13 protein-coding genes and 1 tRNA gene are annotated in these 15,342 nt (G+C 44.3%); 9 read left to right on the top strand and 5 right to left on the bottom strand.

The features are described 5' to 3' along the window. From porU to maf, 3 genes are all read left to right on the top strand, one after another. Positions 1–1,905 (top strand): type IX secretion system sortase PorU (gene porU, locus IID12_06665; GenBank protein MCH8288772.1); only part of this gene is annotated, 1,905 nt, incomplete at its 5' end. Beyond that, on the top strand, positions 1,902–2,171 hold the full coding sequence (locus IID12_06670; GenBank protein ID MCH8288773.1) for a glutaredoxin family protein: 270 nt from the start codon (positions 1,902–1,904) through the stop codon (positions 2,169–2,171). The genes porU and IID12_06670, both read left to right, overlap by 4 nt. After that, complete coding sequence (maf, locus tag IID12_06675) at positions 2,168–2,770, top strand: septum formation inhibitor Maf (protein MCH8288774.1); 603 nt, start codon at positions 2,168–2,170, stop codon at positions 2,768–2,770. The genes IID12_06670 and maf overlap by 4 nt, the downstream gene beginning before the upstream one ends. A gap of 10 nt (positions 2,771–2,780) precedes the next feature. Here the strand turns inward: maf and IID12_06680 are convergent, their stop codons facing one another. Further along, positions 2,781–4,934: a hypothetical protein gene (locus tag IID12_06680; protein MCH8288775.1), complete on the bottom strand. Its 2,154-nt coding sequence runs from the start codon at positions 4,932–4,934 to the stop codon at positions 2,781–2,783. A 113-nt stretch (positions 4,935–5,047) separates the two neighbouring features. On the opposite strand from IID12_06680, the gene IID12_06685 reads away from it, so the two are divergent. After that, positions 5,048–5,893: a helix-turn-helix domain-containing protein gene (locus IID12_06685; GenBank protein ID MCH8288776.1), complete on the top strand. Its 846-nt coding sequence runs from the start codon at positions 5,048–5,050 to the stop codon at positions 5,891–5,893. Here IID12_06685 and gap read toward each other — a convergent pair. The 3 genes from gap to IID12_06700 all read right to left on the bottom strand — a co-directional run bounded on the left by gap (position 5,890) and on the right by IID12_06700 (position 8,295). Next, complete coding sequence (gene gap / locus IID12_06690) at positions 5,890–6,912, bottom strand: type I glyceraldehyde-3-phosphate dehydrogenase (protein ID MCH8288777.1); 1,023 nt, start codon at positions 6,910–6,912, stop codon at positions 5,890–5,892. The two genes, IID12_06685 and gap, sit on opposite strands and share 4 nt — an antisense overlap. 161 nt (positions 6,913–7,073) lie before the next feature. After that, positions 7,074–7,625, bottom strand: coding sequence for a peptidylprolyl isomerase (locus tag IID12_06695; GenBank protein ID MCH8288778.1), 552 nt, complete (start codon positions 7,623–7,625; stop codon positions 7,074–7,076). Between the two features lie 22 nt (positions 7,626–7,647). Beyond that, positions 7,648–8,295 (bottom strand): flavodoxin family protein, encoded by a 648-nt coding sequence (locus IID12_06700; GenBank protein ID MCH8288779.1) that lies wholly within the window; start codon positions 8,293–8,295, stop codon positions 7,648–7,650. Between the two features lie 198 nt (positions 8,296–8,493). Between IID12_06700 and IID12_06705 the strand changes: the two genes are divergently transcribed. The 5 genes from IID12_06705 (at position 8,494) to IID12_06725 (ending at position 13,572) form a co-directional block, all read left to right on the top strand. Continuing rightward, positions 8,494–9,906, top strand: coding sequence for a peptidase M64 (locus IID12_06705; GenBank protein ID MCH8288780.1), 1,413 nt, complete (start codon positions 8,494–8,496; stop codon positions 9,904–9,906). Between the two features lie 61 nt (positions 9,907–9,967). Further along, positions 9,968–11,656 carry a T9SS type A sorting domain-containing protein gene (locus tag IID12_06710; GenBank protein ID MCH8288781.1) on the top strand — a complete coding sequence of 563 codons (1,689 nt, stop codon included), beginning with the start codon at positions 9,968–9,970 and terminating at the stop codon, positions 11,654–11,656. Positions 11,657–11,901: 245 nt separating this feature from the next. Then, positions 11,902–11,975: transfer RNA gene (locus tag IID12_06715), tRNA-Met, on the top strand. A 503-nt stretch (positions 11,976–12,478) separates the two neighbouring features. Then, positions 12,479–12,898, top strand: a complete 420-nt coding sequence (locus IID12_06720; protein ID MCH8288782.1) for a DUF4397 domain-containing protein — start codon at positions 12,479–12,481, stop codon at positions 12,896–12,898. 383 nt (positions 12,899–13,281) lie between these two features. Beyond that, positions 13,282–13,572 (top strand): sulfite oxidase, encoded by a 291-nt coding sequence (locus IID12_06725; protein ID MCH8288783.1) that lies wholly within the window; start codon positions 13,282–13,284, stop codon positions 13,570–13,572. Between the two features lie 364 nt (positions 13,573–13,936). Here IID12_06725 and IID12_06730 read toward each other — a convergent pair whose 3' ends face one another. Then, positions 13,937–14,329: a DNA-binding protein gene (locus tag IID12_06730; GenBank protein ID MCH8288784.1), complete on the bottom strand. Its 393-nt coding sequence runs from the start codon at positions 14,327–14,329 to the stop codon at positions 13,937–13,939. Positions 14,330–15,342: the final 1,013 nt, after the last annotated feature.

Genomic DNA, 15,342 nt, shown 5'->3' on the forward strand with positions numbered 1-15,342 from the left:
ACAACACTGAATGGTAAGCACATCAGTTTCATCAGCTCGAGAGCAGCGGATGATCATTTTATTTACGTTTCGGGAAATGACAATAAACCGGATCTTTCTATAGGACGGATCGTTTCGCGCACTCCGGAAGACGCCGAGAATTTTGTTGAAAAACTTATACTCTACGAGTCTCAGCCAATTTACGGAAACTGGAAAAACACCATCACGATCGTGGCGGACGATCTTTTCAGACCATCAAGCCGCCGAGAAGGCTTCCACATAAACGATTCGGAAAATATTATCGTCCCTACCCTCCCGATAAACGGCGACATACGAAAGATCTACCTCACCGAATATAAAGTAGAAACCGACGCCGCCGTATTCGGGGTAAGAAAACCGGACGCAACGAAGGCGCTGCTCGATCAGCTTAACCGCGGAACAACATTTTTAATTTATATCGGTCACGGCGGACCGACTGTTTTAGCACAGGAAAAACTTCTTGCCAGCGACAGGGATCTCAACATAATCGACACTGGAATGAAACTCCCGATCTGGGTTGCGGGCACGTGCGAATTCGGACGATACGACGATCCGAACATTCAATCGATGGCTGAAGACCTTCTCGTCCAGAAACAGAACGGAGCCATAGGTATGTTTGCCGCGTCAAGGCTGGTCTTTTCAGGCGCCAATGCCACAATAACAGCCTCTTTCTTCAACAATCTTTTGCCCAGCCAGCCCTACACGAGCAACGCTCCCAGGGTAGGCGCCGCCCTGCTGGCGACAAAGCTCACCCGTCAGGGCGCGGACCCAAGCAACGATCAAAAATATCATTTCTTAGGCGACCCGGCGATGAGGGTAGCCTTACCGGGGGGTCGCGCAATCGTTGAAGAAATTGATCCTTCGGTGTTGATGGCGCTCGGTAAAACTACGTTAAAAGGAAAGGTTCAGGATGAGGCGGGAACCATATACATGTCAAATTCTACCTCTGTTTCAGTGAACATATTCGATTCGGATAAATCCGTCACGAGGAGTGAAACTTACAACGGAGTAACGGGTTCCATAAGTTATGTGTTACCGGGTTCAAGAATATTCAGCGGTCCCGTGAGCGCAGAATCAGGAAATTACGAGAGCACCTTTATCGTACCGCGAGATATCAGCTATGGCGGGAACAGCGGAAAGGCATTGATATACTGGTGGGATGAATCCGCTAAAATAGATGGCGCCGGAGCTATGCACAGCATTGAGTACAGTGGGACGGCGGATTCCGGAGAAGATAACGTCGGTCCGGACATAAGCATCGGATTCCGGGATATATACTTTAGACCGGGTGACATTGTCCCGCCGGATGCTTTACTTGAAGTAACTATAAGTGATGAAAACGGGATCAACCTCGCCGAGGAGGTCGGTCACAAGATCACGCTGACTATCGACGATAATCTGAACGACAAGTTTAACATAACTCAATTTTTCGAGTACGATATAAACAGTTACCAGAAAGGTTCGCTGGAGTATCCCATGCCCGCTCTTGATGAAGGTGAACACTCGCTGACCGTGAAAGCCTGGGACAGTTTCAACAATTTCAGTGAAGAATCGATAGTGTTCAGCGTTGTAACGGGAGACGATCTCAGCATAGAGCGAGTTTATAACTATCCGAACCCGATGTCCAATTCTACGGATTTCACTTTCTATATCAACCAGCCGGCTGAGTTGGTTGAGATCCGGATATATACGGTCGCGGGCAGGCTTATTAAGAAAATACAAGATTATTCCGCTAATTCTGTCGGATTTCAAAGAATCGGGTGGGACGGAAGGGACGAAACCGGAGACAGAATTGCGAACGGCGTATATATTTACCGGTTGAGGGTTAAATCCCTAATTACGAATAAGTGGGCGGAAGTCATTGAGAAACTCGCCATAGCAAGATGAACAACCGGCTCCCTCTTGTAAAATTCTACACGAAAGAGGAATGCCCTCTGTGTGAAACGGCGCTTGGTATAATCATGCAGGTCGCTGAAACCAACGATTTTGAGCTGAAAATTCTGGATATTTCTCAAGACGACAGCCTGTTGATGCGCTTCGGAACTGAAATACCGGTAGTAGAAATTAACGGCGATATTGCGTTTAAATACCGGGTAAACAAAAAGAAATTTATTCGACTGCTTAAAAGTTCCTCTCTCCATCCCTTCTCATGATCGATTTGAACAATCAGAAGTTTATTCTCGCTTCTTCATCCCCGCGCCGATTAAAACTTCTTCAACAGATTGGAATAAACCCCGAGGTTATTCATCCGGTCGTGAAGGAAGCCGAAGTTAAAACCCGAAACGCCGTTGACAGGGTTGTGGCTTTATCTCAACTAAAGGCTAACGCCGTTGCTGACAAGGTGGACGAGGGAATTATCATTGGGGCGGACAGTGCTGTAGTTATCGATAACAAAATCCTCGGTAAGCCGTCAAATTCAGAGGAAGCTCGATCGATGCTCCAGGCCCTCAGCGGTAAGCTGCATAAGGTAGTAACAGCTTTTTGTTTACGAAATGCCTCAAACGGGCAAACTGTCACCGAATTGGAAGAGACCAGCGTAATATTCAGGGAGTTGACCGAAGAAGAAATTCATGCCTACATCTTAAAAGAGAAGCCGTTCGATAAAGCCGGCTCTTACGGAATTCAGGATTCCGGCGCTCTCTTTGTCGACAGGATAGAGGGTTGCTATAACAATATAGTCGGGTTCCCGCTTACACGGTTTTACAAAACAATCACCGATCCGCAGACATTTGAAAAATTAGAGCTGAGCTGAATCCACCCTCTTACGCTGAGCTTTCAGGTAAAGGAATAGTGGCTTTTATCACACCCGTTTTCGGAAGACGTTCAACTTCTTCTTCTCCGGCGATTAATCGTACGAAGAAATAAAATTTATCATTCGGTCTAAGATTTATCTCTTCTAACGGCAGGCGGACTTCGATTATGTCGTGTATAGCTATCGACCCCCCGATTATATCTTTCTTAACACCGTTAGCGTCGAATTCAAGCGTGGGGCTATCACCGGATAGGGAGAATCTTATCAGCGCGTCGTTCTGTTTTACTAAATGCAGCTCTATAAAAATAGATTCATCCGACGACCTTATAATCCCTGAATCGCCGTCAAGCCGGATGTAAACGTTATCGTCGTCAAATCCGTATTTTACTTCTTTAATTATATGCTCGGCCTTTTGTCCTGTGCCTTCTTCAAATGACCAGAACCCTGCTGCCGACCATTCGTCTTCTCCCGTTACTTTACCGTCGATGTCAGGATGCAATAGGCTTTTGGGTTGCGCCTCCTCAGTTTCGGCCTCAATATCTAACGGTTCTATGAGCTCTTCCGGCAGAGTCAAATTCAGGTGACCGTATACCTTAATAAGGTGCGACCTGAACAGCTCATCGAAAATCTTACCTTGCGGCAGCGATTTACTTTTGCCGTACCACCAGAACCAGTCGCTTCCCTCGGCGGCGAGGAGATTACGATAGGCGGAATCAAATTTTTCCTTAAACGGTGTCTTCTCGATTCCATCTTCAAGGCTTATTTTGTGCAGGACTTCACGGGCTTCTGTCAGAACATCCCATGCTCTGTTTTTTTGCTCCTGACCTATCCATGTGTTAAAGTTTCCGTCAATTATCGAACCGGGCTGTACATTACTCAAGACGGGTAGATTTCCGGCTTTTTCAAGGAAACCGGAAAATGAAACAGTCTTGAGAGTTTCGGATTCTGACAGCCGGCTGTAGAGTTCGTTGAAAAAGTGTACTCCGTAGTCGGGATAATATTCCCATGGGTTTTCCGCGTCTAAAACAATCGGTACAACCCAATTGTTCCCCCCTTCCGGGAGGGAAGAACGAATCTGTTCTAATCTTCCTGTCAAATCGTTTACGGCTTCCTTTGGAGAGAGCTTGAAATAATCGTGTGAAATTGCATCTGATATACCTGAACTCCTGAAGAAAAGAGCGGGACAATTCTCAATACCGTCAACGGTATATGCCCGGAATTTCATATCATCCGTTAATTTATTTTTCATCGAACGTTTCAAAACCTCTTCATCTGTAACAAGCCAGCTATTCCCTGCTTTTGCAGCCAGCTCCAGAACTTCGTAGCATATACAGCCTTCGGGAGGCCACAAACCTCTTGATCTCTCACCGAAGACCTCTTCATGATATTTAAGCGCTATAGATATCTGGTGCGCGGCATCATCGGGATATACGAAATGCTTTGAAGATTCTTCGCTGTACCGGTCAGCTATCTTCCCGTAATCGTTGTCAATGAGCAGCGGCAGAATCGGGTGGTAATACGGTGATGTGGCGAGTTCGACCTGTCCCGTAGATGAGAGTTCTTTATACATCGGAATAATTTTTTTGAGCTGTTCATCATGAGCTTCGAGAAGGTCGTCTCTCTCCTGTATCGAAAATCCCTCCCTTTTGGCTGCAAACCGGCTGATCTGCGGCGCATTTCTGATATGAGCGCCGCTCCAACTTAAGAGATGCAGAACCTGCGCATCGATCATCTCTTTCTCCGTGGTGAGTTGGCAGGCTCGTTCCAGCCCCTCTCTTTCCATTCTACCGAGCCAGGTATCTTTCAGTTCTGTCCCTCCTGCGTTCTTATCAGCAGGCTCAGACCCGTAAACTTCAAAGATGTTGGAGAGTATAAATTTCTTTTCCTCTAATTTCATTTCGTTTGTGCGGAGGCGCATCAGGCGTAACAAATAATCCTCGTAACCTTCCCCGTTGGTGTACATCTCTATTTGTTCGACGAGACATGGAGAAAGACTGAAGGTCGCCTTAATTTCAGGATAATCTTTCAGGAGCGATCCCATTTCAAAATATTCCCTTGCAGCGTGAAGCCTTACCCACGGCTGTGTATGTATAATATCGTCCGGATCAGCGTACATCGGTTGATGGAAGTGCATAAAAATAGCCACGTTTAATGGTTCGTTCATCTATCCGGTTCTCACACTGAACTCAAATTTGTCGCGAACACAAGTTATTTTATATTTGACTCTCAAGTGAGCCTTCAGTATTATTCATCAACTATTTATGGAGTAATCATTTTATGGCAAATTTCTACGAGGAACTACGAGAGAGCAGACTAGCTCGTGGTATCTCCATTGAAGATATTTCGAACGTTACCAAAATCAATCCCCTATACCTGAATGGAATAGAAACAGGAGAATATGACTTATTACCCGAACCGTATATAGTATTATTCATCAAAGCTTATGCAAAAGAAATTGGAATCGATCCCGATGACGCAGCCCGGAGATATAGACTGTTCAGATCTGCTGAACAACTGCCGAAAGAAAAACGTAGAGCAAGGAGAGAGCTCGCCGATGGGACACCTACTCCGGAAAAAGCTCCAGCCTTCAAATCTGCGAATAAAATGTTCTGGCTCGGCGGCGGAGCACTTTTTCTTATTGTTCTTTTATCGGTAAAGTTCTGTTCGATTGAGGACCCTGAATCATTTACTGCAGGAAGTGAAAGTGACGCGCCGAACGGCCTCACAACGGGTGAAAGTGAAGCTGAACTACCATTGTTGGATTCTTTGGGCGCTTCTGCTTCAGCCGATTCGGACTCTGTCAGCGTAGATTTAGCGGACGACTTCAAACCGCCTATGATCTCTCTGCGTATCATATCAATGGATAGTTCCCGGGTGCGTGTAGTCGTTATCCCCGATGACGGCGATCCCGACGACATCACATTTCAAATGTTGGGAGAGGAACAAATATGGAAAGCGTATGAACAATTTTCTCTTCGAATAAGTAAAACAAGGGCTGTTGCCATATACCTTGATGATAAGCTCCTCGACTATCTCGGACCTGCGAATACCTGGGTAAGCAGGGCAATTATAAATCGCGATGGAATTGATCCGGAACAAACCATATTACGCACCAGGAATTAAGAGCCTCCGCCCGAAAGATCGTGCATCTTCGTTATCAGGTCAACCACCCTGCAAGCATAGCCCATTTCATTATCGTACCAAGCCGATACTTTAATAAAGTTCGCATCCATAGCTCTCGTTAGTTCAGCATCGAATATAGCAGAGTGAACATTTCCCTTAATATCGACAGATACTATGGGATCCTCCGTATATTGAATTAAACCTTTCATACTGTTTTCCGAAGCTTCCTTCATTATCTCATTTATCTCGTTCACGGTAGTAGATTTTTCGATTACAAATATCAGGTCAACTATCGAGCCGTCCGGAATCGGCACTCTGAATGACATTCCGTCGATCTTCCCCTGAAGATCCGGTAATACGACTCCTAAAGTCTTCGCAGCCCCGGTAGAAGTCGGTATAATAGAGAGTGATGCCGCCCGCGCCCGCCTCATATCCTTGTGGGGGTAGTCGAGCAGTTTTTGGTCCATCGTATAGGCGTGAATAGTACTCAGAAAACCCTTTTCGATGTTGAATGCCTCATGAATCACCTTCGTCACCGTTGCGGCACAGTTCGTGGTGCATGATGCGTTCGATACGATCCTCTCTTCTCCAGTCAGCGTGTCATCATTCACGCCGAGCACGATCGTTGCGTCAATTTCATCTTTTGGAGGCACAGTGAGAATGACTTTCTTCGCTCCGGCATTAAGGTGACCCTCCAATTCTTCTCTCTGCCTGAACAATCCCGTCGATTCTATAACAAAGTCGGTGTCGAATTCTCCCCATCGAAGGTCGGCAGGATTTTTCTGCGAGAGCATTATTATTTCATCTCCGTCAACTAAAAGATTTCCATCCGAGATACTCACTTCACCCTGATACTTTCCATGAACCGAATCATACTTGAGAACCGTGCACAGTTTAGCCGGATCTGCGAGATCATTTATCGCCACAAAATCAAAGTCCGCCTTCCGAATCAGTTTAGCCGCCCTCAATACGGAACGACCGATCCTCCCAAATCCGCTTATTCCAACTTTTATCGCCATAGATCCAAACCGCTGATTAGTTACTCACTTTATAGCTGCTAAACAAAAATCTAATGTTTTCTATCTCTTTACTCAAGTGTTTTATTATACATTTTCAGATCTCTCAAGCCAGTTTTCGTGGAGCACCGGTTGTGTGTGCGGATATTCGTGAAGCTTTTCAGCTACTTGAAGCGCCTGACACTGTTGATTCGTATTTCAGGTGCCAATATCTGCCCGTCCGCAGGTTGTCGATGGATTTTTCTCACAATGTCCATTCCGTCCACTATCTTACCGAATGCGGCAAACCCCTGTCCGTCAGGGTTTCGTTTTCCTCCATAATCGAGTTCCGGTTGGTCGCCTATGCAGATAAAAAATTCTGAAGTAGCGCTTCCCGGTTCATTCCGCGCCATTGATATTACTCCGTCCAGATGCCTTATGCTTGTCCGGTCCGTGGTTTCATGTTCTATGGAAGTGAACATCTTCTCTTCAGAATAGAGACCTCCTTGAATTACGTCTATTTTGACCTCATTATCCGGTTGATTGTCATCCCGCACCACACGGTAAAACTTCGAGTTCCGAAAACTGTTTTTATCGACGTATTCGAGAAAATTAGCCGCGGTGACAGGCGCTTTATCCGTGTATATCTCAACTCTGATATCGCCCAACTCCGTACTTATCAGCAGGTACGTTTTATCGTCCGCACAATTCAAATTAAACGTACTTAGGACAAAAATTGCTGCTGCATACTGAATGATTTTAATAGTCACTCTCCTCCATAGCGTCCGCCATCAGCTTTTTAAGGTTTGTGGGTATTGGATTATCCTGCATTAACCGGGCGAAAAACGCTGTATTGTTCACGAGGTAACGAATTGTTTTGTTGGTGTATAGGTGCCTTTCACCTCCCGCTTCTATGTAGCTCGGTCCCGGTCCGGCGGTTCCGACCCAATATGAATCCGAGTTGGGCGGTATGACACAACCAAGGTGAGACAAATTGAACAGGGTTGTTCCTGCGGCATCATGAGCGCCGTCCTCGTTTCCAGTGACAATTACACCTGCCACTTTATTGTAAAGCGGGAATTGACCTGTTTCGAGATCTCCTTCATCATAAGTTCCGTCCAGTCTTTCGATAACCAATTGGGCGATCGACGAACGAACTCCAAACCAAATTGGAGTCCCTATTATAAGTATATTACAGGCTCTTACTTTATCCAATATTTCGGGCCATTCGTCCCCCTCCCCTTCATCCGATGAAATGCCGAAAGGAATATTGTAATCGATCATGCGTAGTATCTCACTCTTTACGCCTAATTCAGAATAAAGCTTGACCGCTTTGTTAATCAACGCCTCAGTGTTCGATACTTCCGGTGATTTTTTCAACGTACAATTTAAAAATAACGCTTTCAACGCCATTTGGTTCTCCATTTTTTTGTCGTACTTGCCTCTCCGGCTAAATTCTTCGGGGATAACTTACATCTGCGGCTGAACTCCTGCAACTAAATGACTCAAACCGGATATTTATTCGGGTAACTATTTGACACTACCATTCGATTGATTAAACAGATTCGCGATGTTAACTTCCGCTATCATATTCAGCAGGAGACAATGGTGAGAAGAACCCTATTAGTTCTATTGATGTTTTCGTCGGCTGCGGCTCAGAAGTTCGACGAATATTTTACCGGAAACACTTTACGTTTTGATTACTACCACAGCGGGATAGCAACTGAAGAACACATCAGCCTTGACGGGATACGCCTCGAAGGCAAATGGCCCGGCGGAAGGGTTAACTTGATCGACGATACAAATTTGGGCAAATACCTGTTTGAAGTGATCGACTTAAATAGCAACAGGGTAATTTACTCAAGGGGGTTCGCGAGCATCTATGGAGAATGGGAAACTACGGGCGAAGCGCGTCGCGGCGTCTGGCGGTCTATTCACGAATCTCAGCGTTTTCCCGAGCCGAAATCCGAAGTTCAACTTGTGCTCAAAAAACGAAAGACAGACGGATCGTTCAGTGAGATCTATACAGGCGTTGTCGATCCAAAAGGCAGGTTTGTCGACCGCTCTCCGTTACTCTCCGGGGGTAGTGTGTGGAACGTGTTCAAAAACGGCAAGCCGGAGAAAAAAGTGGATATCCTCCTTCTTGGTGACGGCTACACCGCAAAAGAGAAGAAAAAATTTCATTCAGACGTTAAACGCTTTGTGAAGGCGCTTTTCGATACCGAACCGTTCAAATCCCAGAAGAAGCATTTTAACGTCAGAGCAATCGACGTAGCGTCTGACCGATCCGGTATAAGTAATCCCCGAAAAGGCTCATGGTTCAAGACTCCGCTCGGATTGAGCTTCAACTCCTTCGATTCGGACAGGTACGTCCTTTCGTTCGAGAATAAAGCGATCAGGGAGATCGCCGCAAACGCTCCCTATGATGCGATTATGATGCTGGCGAACACCCGAAAATACGGGGGAGGCGGAATTTTTAACCTGTATGCGACCGTCAGTTCCGATACGGAGCCCGCTGAGTATGTATTCGTGCATGAGTTCGGGCATTCTTTTGCCGGTCTGGCAGACGAGTACTATACGTCGTCGGTCGCCTACGAAGATTTTAACCCCGTCGGTGTCGAACCGTGGGAACCGAACGTAACAGCGCTTCTTGACGCAGATGAATTGAAATGGAAAGACCTTGTGGATTCGTCAACCCCTCTTCCCACTCCCTGGAATCAGGAGCAATACGACAAAGCTTCGTACAAATACCAGCAGAAACGCACTGAACTCCGCCGGAGCGGCGCGCCGGAGAGCGAAGTTGAGAAACTTTTCAGGGAGGTTAAGAGTATAACTGAACCTATGCTGAAAGCTGAGAAATATTTCGGGAAAGTGGGCGCATTCGAAGGCGCTATGTACACGGCGAAGGGTCTTTACCGCCCTGAGGCCGACTGCATCATGTTTACGAGGAATCCCGATTACTTTTGTAAGGTCTGTTCCGCAGCCATTTTAAGAGTTATCGATCTTTACGTCGAGTGAGATTACTCACAATACGCGAGATTGAATCACTGTATATTCAAACTTTCTTATCAATAAAAAGATGAAACAAAATACCATATACGCGTTCATAATACTGTCGTTCGTCCATCTGAGCCTTCCTACACTGAACGGGCAGGACGCCTTTACAGGACTTAAAGATAAATATTACGACGGGATATTGACGGAAGAGGAATATTCGCAAAACCTAAAAAGTTTATATCTGACTCTACTCGATGGAAATTACCTGGCTGAACCGGGTGAACGGGCGATTAAATGCCTATTTGGAATTCGTGCTGAGGCTGTCGGCTATATGAGCCAACTCGAAAAGTCGGCGCTGACTGCCGTGGAACATAGACCCGTGACTCAGGCTTTTTATCTCACTCCGGAGGGACACTTCAAGATCCATTACGACACGACGGGTGTTCACGCTGTTCAAGTTGAGCGCCTTTTGGGAGAATCGGTTCCCGATTGGATATACCGTACCGGAAGAGCGTACGAAAGAGGCTGGTACCTGCTTATCGATTCGCTCGGATACAACACTCCGCCCGTCGATCCGGTCGATGGGGACGAAGTAGACGTTTATATTCAGGAACTTTCCGGAGACTTCGTGTACGGTCAGACTTTCCCGGATCCGACCAACACCTCTTACATAGTGATGGATGATAATTTCGCGGAAAGCATATACTTTTCGCAAGACCTCGACGGGATGCGCGTAACGGCGGTGCATGAATTTTTTCACGTTATCCAGCTTGGATACGCACTGCCATCCGGCAGCAATCAATGGTATTATGAGCTTGCCTCCACATGGTTTGAAGACGTCGCTTACGATGAAGTGAACGATTATGTTCAATATATCGAAAGCTATTATTCGAGAGCAAATTCATCTCTGTACCGCACAAACGGTTTTCAGGCGGCTATTTGGGGGAAGTTCTTAGAAGAGAATTATTCCGCACCTATCATGAGAAACGTCTGGGAACAGATGGCGGAAAACTCAGCTCAGATCGCTCTGGACAACGCATTGAAATCTACGAACTCGGAAGTAGACGGCATGAAAGCCGCATTCGGAAAATTCGCCTTGTGGAACTGGTTCACGGGCAGCAGGAGCAGAGCGGGAGTTTTCTTTGAAGAGGCGAGTCTGTATCCGGAATTTACAGCAGCTACTGATACCACACTATCCGACGTAGCGATTATAGCCCCTTTGATCGGATTGAACCAGATTGCATTCAGGATCCATAGGTTCGAGCCGACTCGCAGCTCCGCTATGAAGGCGCATTTAACTCCATTAGGAGAGAGCAATGTATGGGGCAGTACCATGACAGGCAGCCCTCCGCAGATCATTTCGCTTCCTCCCGGAATTTCAACTCTTGTAGCTTCGGTGAACACCGGTACAGGATTGATAATCGCTGCAGCCAATGGCTCGGTGAAATCAAGCGAGGTTGCCAGCGAAAAATACAGCCTTGAAGTGACCGTAACGGGACTGCCCCCTTCAAATATTATAGCGCAATATCCGAATCCGTTCAACACGGATACCAAGATCGATTTTGATCTTGGCGCAGCAACACAATCAATGGTCTTTACGGTCTTCGATATTCTTGGGCGCAGAGTTTATCGTGAACCGTTGGGAGACCTGGCTGAAGGCGAAAATTCCGTCAGATTCACTCCCGATGTTCAACTTTCGACCGGATTATATTTGTACCGCATAGCGGGAACAGGAGTGGAGATAAACGGCAAATTCACTCTCGTTCGTTAACAGATGTCTGAAAAAGATTCCTATAATTCCCCTCTAATAAGAGGGGTGGATTCCGGCTAAGCCGGAAGACGGGGTGTGTCAACTACTCCCCTCAAAAAAGCAAAGATTCGCCCCAGAACAATTCACGCTTAGTCCGTAGAAAGTTGGGAGTTGTCCTCACATGCATACATTATTCTTAAGTATCCCTCCCTCGCCCATTCAAAGCTTGACTGTTTAGCACGCCGAATATATTATAGGCTTCAGATCGCGGGGTGGAGCAGTCTGGTAGCTCGTTGGGCTCATAACCCAAAGGTCGTAGGTTCAAATCCTACCCCCGCTACAAAGTTATAGAGCCAAAGTCCTTGATTTCGCTTATGAAATTAGGGGTTTTTCTATTTGTTGATCAGTGTCGTTTAGTGTTGTTTGATGTTGTTTTGTGACGTTTAGGAAGCCTCAATTTCGCCACACCTAATATTTCTATTTCGATTAGAAATGAATATTTATTAATTATAAATACTGTTAATTACAACTGTTCCGTCATCGAGTTGATCCACATCCAAATAAATACACCAACCATTTGTGCGTCCCATCACTGTTACCCCGAGTAATTATCATACATTATCTTTGCTTCAACAAGATCTCATGTCAAGAGGGGCAAGAGCTGGGAACAGTAAATAACTTGCTCCTCTTTTTCATATTCCCTTATCTAATAATATAAATTCATACCTGGTCGTTACCCAACAAAAACACACTTTCATCATTCTACTTGTGGATGAACAAAATTCTTGATATATTTTGCGTTGATTTTGTTTCTTTAATAACTTTCTCGTATAAGGAATAAAAATGAAATTATCACTCCTACCACTACTCTCATTATTCATTGTTTTAATTTTGATTATATCTGCCTGTTCCGAAGAGGAGGATCCGGCTCCAATAGAAGGTTGTACCGATATTACGGCTACAAATTTTAATCCGTCTGCCGAGATCGATGATGGCTCTTGTTTATTGGCATGTGAAGTCAATCAAACTGCACAAGTTAGATTTACAAACCTTAGTAATACAAGTAAGACTCATGATGTAATCTGGGACGGATCGAAAATTGCCACAGTCTCTCCAGGAGATACAACCAATTTTTTTACAGTAACCGCAAATATTGAACATACGCTTCAATTTAAATTTACAAATACTTCAGATCCTGCATGCACTGAGAGTACTCCGATACTTGCACAATGTAGCTTCCCAATTTTTTGGTGTACTGGTTAATTATAGTCACGTTTTAGCCCCTTAAGGAATTTAATGAATACACTCCTTAGTCTGACATTATCATAATATTCAAGTATTAATTCATCGACAAGAGAACGTATTCTATTTCACTAATGAAATCAGTAGATACAGAAATCTAATTTGAGCGAAAACGACTGTCAATAAGGGAGAAGAATTGTCCTTACTTCAACAACACCATCTTCCTCGTCCGGACGAAATCACCGATTAGACATTCAGTAACAGTATCTGATTAATTCAGTAAATTTTCTTTTAAGTTTCTTGAGGAATTTGGTTGTTTGCAATATTGTGTTATATTTCTACCAGCCGATACTATCGCCTGTCTTAATGTAGATAGGCGTGAAGAAGAAAGGATTAATCATACAATGTCATTATTTGTAATAAAGCATGAACACAGCCCGGAAACTTGCCCGGCAATGGATCCTCAGATGGCGCCAATGTTACTCTCTGAGATATCTGAAGAGAATGCAGGCAAATACGGGATAAAAATACATGGAGAAGCGGTTGTTAACGGAGAACATACGTTCTATCTAATTGTTGACGCGCCGGATGAAAAGAGTGTAAATAATTTTATGTCTCTTTTCGCTCAGGCTGGAAGTGTTGATATCTATCCCTCCAGTTCCTGTGAAAGAGTCGTCGAAAGAGGAACCTGCTAACAATTTAAGGACTTTCAAACCCCAATTATCTCAGCGGAAGAAACTCTAAACGCCTAATTTCTAAAGGTTTAGGTGAATATTAGTCTTTCAGCCTTCTTCCACCGTCCAATCCACTCCGTTATCCCATTCCTGAGAATATTCAATCAGCTATTCTAACCTCTTTGTTAGCTTTTTCGCTTGCCAACAATCTGAGGAAGGCTAAAAGCTCCCCTTTTACTTCAGCAATACCATCTTCCTCGTAAGGACGAAATCGCCTGCTTGAAACCTGTATATTCCGAATGCATCAATGCAGCAAGAACACAAATGGCGATCATACACCGCTCATCTCTCATCACTGTATATCCTTATCATATTGTTTCAATTTTTAGTTTCGAGTTATCCAAATCTGTTTTGGAGAATTTATTTCTATTTGTACAACTCCCTCATGAGATTGGATCAAGCCAGTTACACAGATAGATTTGTATAAGTAATAACCTTCGGGATTGGGGTCAAAATTAATTCTATCGTTACCCCAAATTACAATTGTAAATATTGAATCAGGATAAGGTCTATCTATGTACAAATAAGTTGGATGTCCACGGCCAGACGAAACGAAGCGCGATTCAACAACCTTGCCACAAACAGTTTTAACATCGCCAATATATTTATGGGCTTCAACTGTTCGAACATATTTTGCTGGTGTTTCTGCCCTTTCTTTTCCACAGGAATAAGCAATTAAGAATGTAATGGCAAGTATTAAAGATTTTTTCTGAGTCATATTTTCTTCCTCATCAATTATCTTAATTCTTTTCCTGGTCTTGTTTTTTCACTTTTTCCACACCTAACCTGCCCCTTTAATTTGATTTTTCTATTCCTTTTGGTCTGCTCTCGTATCTTCATCATCTGAAATCATTACAACCGAGTTGCTTCCACAGTTGTTACAAATCCAAATAACCCACATTCCATCATGTTTAGAGCTCGGTTGTTCGGTAAATTCAGAATTGCATTCTTGGCACTTCCAGAAAGGTTGATTAAAATCTGTATCCATTATTAATCTCAAGCGACCTGAAATATACAGTGGTTGCACCTATTAATGAAAATAATTCTTTTGGTACGCGTAATGTCACTCCGTTCGTTGCACGATCCTTTTTTTCGAATATACAAAATAGACTTTTGTGAAAGTGAGATACTCTTTAAAAATCCAGAGCGGGAGACAGGAATCAAACCAAGCAGAATAGTCCTACCAATTAAAACAATTTCTTAAAAAATCGATTACAATGTGAGTGGGAGATATATATACGTAACCCGCCCTCTTTCTGAGGGGTGTATGGGGGGGCGGATTTTCGTCAGTTTTGATGTGAGATAATATTTCTGCAGCGATCGATCTACTTGGTCTGATATATACGAAAAGCACCTTAGCAGGTGGGTATATCATATTGCTAAATAAAAAGACATTAACCGTTTTCGTTCTCACTTTAGCTACACTATAGTTACACAACACTGTAAGTACCTATATATCAACAGATTCATTGGGCTCATAACCCAAAGGTCGTAGGTTCAAATCCTACCCCCGCTACAACGCTTTCAGCCCTATAACCCTCATGGTTGTAAGGTTTTTAATATTTATAAGAGTGTTGGTTTGTGATTAGGTATGTCGAAGTCTGTCGAAGATTTAGTTACACTATAGTTACACTCTGAGCGCTTACTGTTCACTTTGTCGTTTTGTGACGTTTAGGTTGGCTCATTTTCGCCACTTTATGTTTGATACGAATCAATTTGTTACTTACATTG

Source organism: Candidatus Neomarinimicrobiota bacterium, assembly GCA_022567655.1.
GTDB lineage: Bacteria > Fidelibacterota > SORT01 > SORT01 > SORT01 > JADFGO01.